Source organism: Metabacillus idriensis, assembly GCF_009674765.1.
Taxonomy (GTDB): Bacteria; Bacillota; Bacilli; order Bacillales; family Bacillaceae; genus Bacillus_P; species Bacillus_P idriensis.
Map to the genome: position 1 here is coordinate 23,145 of NZ_WKKF01000021.1, position 7,430 is coordinate 30,574.

General features: G+C 41.2%; 8 protein-coding genes. 6 read left to right on the top strand and 2 right to left on the bottom strand.

Going from position 1 to position 7,430, the window contains the following annotated elements; all coding sequences use genetic code 11:
• Positions 1-99: 99 nt before the first annotated feature.
• Positions 100-585: a LiaF transmembrane domain-containing protein gene (locus GJU41_RS23940; protein WP_070876410.1), complete on the bottom strand. Its 486-nt coding sequence runs from the start codon at positions 583-585 to the stop codon at positions 100-102.
• 213 nt (positions 586-798) lie between these two features.
• On the opposite strand from GJU41_RS23940, the gene hemA reads away from it, so the two are divergent.
• From hemA to hemL, 6 genes are read left to right on the top strand one after another with little or no spacing between them, the layout of a single operon-like run.
• Positions 799-2,154 carry a glutamyl-tRNA reductase gene (gene hemA, locus GJU41_RS23945; protein WP_070876412.1) on the top strand — a complete coding sequence of 452 codons (1,356 nt, stop codon included), beginning with the start codon at positions 799-801 and terminating at the stop codon, positions 2,152-2,154.
• 18 nt (positions 2,155-2,172) lie between these two features.
• Entirely contained in the window at positions 2,173-3,006 is an 834-nt protein-coding gene (locus GJU41_RS23950; protein ID WP_070876414.1) for a cytochrome C assembly family protein, read from the top strand.
• Between the two features lie 42 nt (positions 3,007-3,048).
• Positions 3,049-3,981 carry a hydroxymethylbilane synthase gene (hemC, locus tag GJU41_RS23955; protein WP_070876416.1) on the top strand — a complete coding sequence of 311 codons (933 nt, stop codon included), beginning with the start codon at positions 3,049-3,051 and terminating at the stop codon, positions 3,979-3,981.
• Complete coding sequence (locus GJU41_RS23960) at positions 3,981-4,766, top strand: uroporphyrinogen-III synthase (protein ID WP_154319782.1); 786 nt, start codon at positions 3,981-3,983, stop codon at positions 4,764-4,766. Before hemC ends, GJU41_RS23960 begins: the two co-directional genes overlap by 1 nt.
• Positions 4,767-4,772: 6 nt before the next feature.
• Complete coding sequence (hemB, locus tag GJU41_RS23965) at positions 4,773-5,753, top strand: porphobilinogen synthase (protein ID WP_070876420.1); 981 nt, start codon at positions 4,773-4,775, stop codon at positions 5,751-5,753.
• 18 nt (positions 5,754-5,771) lie between these two features.
• A complete protein-coding gene (gene hemL, locus GJU41_RS23970) occupies positions 5,772-7,058 on the top strand; it encodes a glutamate-1-semialdehyde 2,1-aminomutase (protein WP_154319783.1) in 1,287 nt (428 codons plus the stop codon).
• A gap of 41 nt (positions 7,059-7,099) precedes the next feature.
• On the opposite strand, the gene GJU41_RS23975 is transcribed toward hemL, so the two are convergent.
• Complete coding sequence (locus GJU41_RS23975; RefSeq protein ID WP_154319784.1) at positions 7,100-7,267, bottom strand: hypothetical protein; 168 nt, start codon at positions 7,265-7,267, stop codon at positions 7,100-7,102.
• Positions 7,268-7,430 lie beyond the last annotated feature (163 nt).

A 7,430-nucleotide genomic window follows, 5' to 3' on the forward strand; every position in this document is an offset into this window, starting at 1 on the left:
GAACCAGCCACACGGCTGGTTCTTTTTATAGGGCAAAAAGAAAACCAGCCGCACTATGGGGCTGGAAGCTCATCATTTAAATCCCTGATCTTACATAATTTACTTTCTTTTAATAAATAATAAGTAAAAACCTCCAAGAATTAGCAGGACAGGCCAAAATTTCTGGATGACCTCCATCCCTTGCTCGACCCAGCCAAGCCCATTTATGATCGAATCAAATGAGTGGAGAAAAACGGCAAGCAGGAGTAAAATGAAACCTTGTAAATAGCCTGTTTTGGTTTTTGCTCCCCGCAGCAGCATGCCGAGTCCGATAATAAAGGTAATGGCAGGTGCATGTTCGGGCCAGTTCGGAAAACGTTCGATGCTATGAAAATGAATCCCAAGTCCCAGCAGGAGGATCCCGGGAAGAATGGCGCTGTCATCTTGATCGAAGTGCCCGCCAATCAGAAACACGAGGCCAAACAGGACGAGCAAAGTTTGCCAGGACTCCTGATTTTCAAACAGCTGGATTTGAAAGGTTTGCAGAAAGTAGTAAAATCCGATAGCAAGCAGGGCGAGAGCAGAGAAATTTGTCGATTTTTTCATTGATTTTCACCTCTAAATAGAACGATTTCCTTGATTGTAAGCACTTTTTTTGGTATTGTTCAAGGTGGACGAATATGTAACAGCTTTTGCTTTTAAATAGTATCATACCATAGACAAACAAGCTTTCAAGAACTGTTCACATTTAAAAAAAGAGAAAAATGCAGGTCATGGTATAATGGTAATAGTATTCTTGTATGTGGGGTGTATAGGATCATGCATATTTTAGTTGTAGGCTTAAATTATAAAACTGCCCCTGTCGAAATCCGTGAAAAATTAACGTTTAATCCAAATGAACTCGGGGATGCAATGAAAGCTTTGAAAGGCAAGAAAAGCATCTTGGAGAATATCATTGTTTCGACTTGTAATCGGACAGAAATTTATACTGTTGTGGACCAGCTTCATACTGGCCGTTATTATATTAAAGCATTTTTAGCAGAGTGGTTTGGAATCGACAAAGATTCTTTTTCACCCTTTTTAACGATGTATGAAAATGATGGAGCAATCGATCATTTATTCAGCGTTTCATGCGGACTTGATTCTATGGTACTTGGTGAAACCCAGATTCTTGGACAAGTCCGGTCAAGCTTCATGCTCGGGCAAACGGAAGACACAATTGGAACGGTCTTTCAGCACCTGTTTAAACAAGCCATCACACTTGCCAAAAAAGCACACTCAGAAACAGATATTGGTGCAAATGCCGTTTCTGTCAGCTATGCTGCTGTAGAGCTTGCAAAGAAAATCTTTGGAGATTTATCATCCAAGCATGTTCTTATTCTCGGGGCAGGCAAAATGGGAGAGCTTGCTGTGCAGAATCTGCATGGAAGCGGAGTGCGCAAAGTGACAGTCATCAACCGCACATTTGAAAAAGCAGAACTTCTGGCTAAGAAATTCAGCGGCAGCGCTAAAAGCATGAATGAACTTCAATGTGCGCTTGTTGAAGCTGATATCCTGATCAGTTCTACAGGCTCAAACGAGTTTGTTATTACGAAGGAAATTATGGCAGGGGTCGAAAAAATGAGAAAGGGCAAACCGCTGTTTATGGTGGATATTGCTGTTCCCCGTGATCTTGATCCTGCACTTGATGAGCTTGAAAGTGTCTTTTTATATGATATTGATGATCTGCAGGGGATTGTGGATGCAAATCTTCAAGAAAGACAAAAGGCAGCCGAAGAGATTGGAATTATGGTTGAAGGTGAGATTGTTGCGTTTAAACAGTGGCTCAGCACACTTGGTGTTGTTCCTGTCATTTCCGCTCTTCGTCAAAAAGCACTCGGTATTCAGGCTGAGACAATGCAAAGCCTTGAACGGAAGATGCCAAATCTTACAGACCGTGAATTAAAACTTCTAAACAAGCATACGAAAAGCATCATCAATCAAATGCTCCGTGATCCAATATTAAAGGTGAAAGAATTGTCTGCAGCACCTGATGCAGATCACACGCTGGATCTTTTCATGAAAATCTTTGATATTGAAGAAGCGGTAGAAGAGCAAAAAAGACAAGAAAACTCAATTTCTTTAAGCAGCTCAAAAGCACCGATTGAGCAAGCAAAAGCTTCACTTCAATCGTAAGTGAGAGGAATTTGATTTATGCCAGAGATGAGTTTAACAAGAATCAATGAATTAATCATTATTATCTATGCGTTCAGTGTTCTCTTTTTTTTCATAGATTTTATTCATAACAACCGGAAGGCAAACAAGATTGCCTTCTGGTTGCTTTCTATTGTTTGGCTGCTGCAAACAATTTTTTTGTTTTATCAAATGTTTACAACCGGAAGATTTCCAATCTTGAATATTTCTGAAGGCTTGTACTTTTATTCGTGGGTGCTTGTTACACTGTCAGTTGTATTAAACCGCTTTCTAAGAGTGGACTTTATTATCTTTTTTACTAACGTCTTAGGGTTTATTATGCTATCGATTCATACATTTGCTCCTTCCCAGTATGAATCGGCGGCTGTTTCAGGTCAGCTGATCTCTGAACTGCTGTTTATCCACATTACGATGGCCATTCTCTCATATGGCGCATTCACACTGTCATTCGTTTTTTCTCTGCTTTACTTGATTCAATTCAATCTGCTGAAAAAGAAAAAATGGGGTAAGCAATTACTCCGAATCGATGATTTGGCAAAGCTTGATCATATGTCATATGTATTAAATGTCATTGGAGTACCAATGCTGTTATTAAGCTTAATTCTAGGAGTTATTTGGGCGTATTTAAAACTTCCAAACTTTCACTGGTACGATGCAAAAGTGCTTGGATCCTTTATGATGCTCCTCGTTTATAGTTTTTATTTATACAGCCGCATTGTGAAAGAGTGGCAGGGCAAGCAGGTTGCTTACTTAAATGCAGCATCCTTTTTAATTCTATTAATTAATTTCTTTTTATTTGGAAGTTTGTCCCGGTTTCATATATGGGATTCATAATAAATGCACCATACATCAGGTTGAAAGTTGGAGGTACTCATTATGCGCAAAATAATAGTAGGTTCTAGACGAAGCAAATTGGCATTAACCCAAACGAACTGGGTGATTGATCAGTTAAAAAACATAGGGCTGCCTTTTGATTTTGAAGTGCGTGAAATTGTGACAAAAGGCGATCAGATATTAGATGTGACACTTTCAAAAGTAGGCGGAAAAGGTCTTTTTGTCAAAGAAATTGAGCAGGCCATGCTTGACGGCGAAATTGATATGGCTGTACATAGTATGAAAGACATGCCCGCTGTTTTGCCTGAGGGACTGACAATCGGCTGCATTCCTTTCCGTGAAGATCCGAGAGATGCATTCATTTCAAAAAATCATGTGAAGCTTTCTGAGCTTCCGGCAGGCGCGATTGTTGGAACGAGCAGTTTAAGAAGAAGCGCGCAGCTGCTTGCGATGAGGCCTGATCTTGAAATTAAGTGGATTCGGGGAAATATTGATACACGTCTTGCAAAGCTTCAGCATGAAGAATATGACGCAATTATTTTAGCTGCAGCCGGTCTGGCCAGAATGGGATGGAGTCAGGATGTTGTAACTGAGTTCCTGGATGCAAATGATTGTGTCCCGGCAGTTGGACAAGGTGCACTTTCTATTGAATGCAGAGAAGATGATCACGAGCTGCTTGAGCTCTTGTCTCATTTTACGGATGAAGCAACAAGACTAGCTGTTAAGGCTGAGAGAACATTCCTTCATGTCATGGAAGGCGGTTGTCAGGTTCCGATTGCAGGCTATGCTACAGTTGCTTTTGATAACGAAATCTCCCTAACTGCTTTAATTGCCTCACCTGACGGAAAAGAGATTTATAAAGAAAGAATCGTTGGGAAAGATCCGGAGGCGATCGGCAAGGAAGTTTCAGACCGCCTGATCAAACAAGGGGCTAAAGATTTGATAGACCGGGTGAAAGAGGAGCTTGATCTATAATGGCTCCTGATCTCTCCGGTAAGAAAATTTTAATTACGAGAGAGCATACACAGGCGACCACATTTGCCGAAAAAATTAAAAACGCCGGCGGAGTGCCCATTGTAACTCCGCTTATCCGTTTTGAAAAGGCAAAGAATGAAAAGCAAATTCATGAGATTATAGACAGCATCAGACCCAAAGACTGCCTAGTTTTTACAAGTACAAATGGAGTTGCTTACTTTTTTGACTTCCTGATAGAACATAATATACATATAACCAAATTATCAGAGTGCATCTTTGCCGCAGTCGGCAGAAAAACAAAGAAATTGATAGAAGACAAAGGCTTCCCGGTCACCATCATTCCAAAAGAATATGTGGCAGAGCGATTAGCAGAGGAAATTGCAGCAAAGACCACTGCCTCTCAGCATATTTTTCTGTTCAGGGGAAACCTCGCCCGAGAAATCTTAATCAATAAGCTTACGGATAAGGGCTTCTCCGTGACAGATGCCAAGCTGTATGAAACAATACATAATGTAGATGATGGACAAAAAATCGAGCATTTGCTGAAGCAAAATGAGCTGGATTATATCACATTTACAAGCTCTTCAACCGTAGATGCTTTTATGAAAGTAATGAAAAACATGGATCTGGATTCGCTGCTTTCTGGGGTTACTTTGGTAAGCATCGGGCCCATTACTCACCAGACCCTTTCCAATTACGGATTTAATGGGATTGTTTGTGAAACGTATACAATCGATGCCATGATAAATAGAATGAAAACTCATATTCAATCTGAAAGGAAATGAATAACTATGGATCTTCAATTTACAAGACACCGCAGACTCCGCACCACCAGCAGCATGAGATCAATTGTACGTGAAACTCACCTTCATGCAGAAGACTTCATTTATCCAATCTTTGTAGTAGAGGGAGAAAAGAAGAGAAATGAAGTAAAATCAATGCCTGGCGTTGAACAGATTTCACTTGATTATTTGAATGCAGAAATGCAGGAAGTATCCGATCTGGGCATTAAATCGGTTATCGTGTTTGGTGTTCCAGATGAAAAGGACGAGGTCGGTTCACAAGCTTATCATGACCACGGGATTGTTCAGAGAGCGATTACCCAAATTAAAGAAAACTTCCCTGATCTGGTTGTCATTGCCGATACATGTTTATGCCAATTTACAGACCACGGACATTGCGGCATTGTTAAAGAAGGCAAAATATTAAATGACCCTACACTGGATCTGCTTGCACGGACAGCCGTCAGCCAGGCAAAAGCAGGAGCTGACATTATCGCACCATCCAACATGATGGACGGATTTGTAGCAGCAATCCGCCACGGATTAGACGAAGCGGGTTTTGAAGATGTGCCGGTTATGTCATATGGAATCAAGTACTCAAGTGCATTTTACGGTCCATTCCGCGATGCTGCACACAGCACACCGCAATTTGGCGACCGCAAAACGTATCAAATGGATCCTGCTAACCGCATGGAGGCTTTACGAGAAGCAGAATCAGATTTATTGGAAGGCGCAGATTTTCTAATTGTGAAGCCTGCATTATCTTATCTTGATATCATCCGTGATGTAAAAAACAACTTCAATGTACCGATTGTTGCTTATAACGTAAGCGGAGAATATGCCATGATCAAAGCGGCTGCACAAAATGGCTGGGTTGATGAAAAAGCGATCGTGATGGAAATGATGATCAGCATGAAACGTGCGGGTGTTGATATGATTTTGACGTATCATGCAAAGGATGCTGCACGCTGGCTTAAAGAACAACACTAATCGTAAGGGAGAATTCTTATGCGCAATTATGAAAAATCAAAGCAGGCCTTTAAAGAAGCGCAGGATTTAATGCCAGGCGGTGTAAACAGCCCAGTGCGCGCATTTAAATCGGTTGCAATGGATCCTATCTTCATGGAACGCGGAAAAGGCTCCAAGATTTATGATATCGATGGAAATGAATATATTGATTATGTTTTATCATGGGGACCGCTTATTTTAGGTCATACAAATGATGAAGTGGTTGAAGCAATCAAAAAGGTGACGGAATCAGGTACAAGCTTCGGTGCGCCGACATTAATCGAAAATGAACTTGCAAAGCTTGTGATTGACCGTGTCCCTTCAATTGAAGTGATTCGCATGGTAAGCTCAGGAACAGAAGCAACAATGAGTGCATTACGCCTTGCACGGGGGTTTACCGGCCGAAACAAAATTCTCAAATTTGAAGGCTGCTACCATGGACATGGTGACTCATTATTAATCAAAGCAGGATCTGGTGTTGCAACACTAGGTCTGCCGGACAGTCCCGGGGTGCCTGAGGGAATTGCGAAAAACACGATCACGGTTCCTTACAATGATATGGAAAGCGTAAAATACGCATTTGAACAATACGGAGACGATATTGCAGGTGTGATTGTTGAACCAGTTGCAGGAAATATGGGAGTGGTGCCGCCGCTTGGAGGATTCCTCGAAAACCTAAGAGAAATTACCGCTCAATATGGCTCACTGCTTATCTTTGATGAAGTAATGACAGGTTTCCGTGTTGATTATGGCTGTGCGCAAGACTACTTTGGTGTAACACCTGACATTACATGCCTCGGGAAAGTCATTGGCGGAGGATTGCCTGTTGGAGCTTACGGCGGGCGTGCAGACATTATGAAGCAGATTGCTCCAAGCGGACCGATATATCAGGCTGGTACCTTATCCGGAAATCCGCTTGCTATGACTGCAGGATATGCAACTTTAAAACAGCTGACTCCGGATTCTTATAAAGAATTTAGCCGCAAAGCAGATATTCTCGAAGAAGGCTTAACGGCTGCAGCGAAAAAGCATGATATTCCGATCACATTCAACAGAGCCGGCTCAATGATAGGCTTCTTCTTTACAAATGAAAAAGTAACAAACTTTGAGACAGCCAAAACATCTAATTTAGACTTTTTCTCAATATTCTATCGTGAAATGGCAAATGAAGGTATCTTCCTTCCGCCATCTCAGTTTGAAGGCCTATTCTTATCTACAGCTCATACAGACGAAGATTTGAATAAGACCATTGCTGCTGCTGAAAAAGCTTTTTCTAAATTAAAATAGGCATTTGAAAACCCCTGCAGAAAATGTGCAGGGGCTTGTTTTTATTTTTCCTCATAACCAGATTTCCTGCTCAGCCACTTGCTTAAAAAAATAATTGAGAGACCAATTACGGCGACAGCAGCCATAAGCCAGTCAGAGACAATATTGAACCATAATGGAATCTGCAGTAAAAAAATTAAACCAATGATGATAAAAAATAAGGGTTTCATAGAATCTCCTGTGTTTTTCTTCTAGTATAGCAGGTATACCATAAATTGAACTACCCTCCACTTACTCGCTAACGCTCCTTGAAGTGGGGGATTCCTAAGTACAGAAACCATTTGATTTCTAATTGATTAGGCGATCTCCACAGTTCCTGCGGTTGAGATGCGT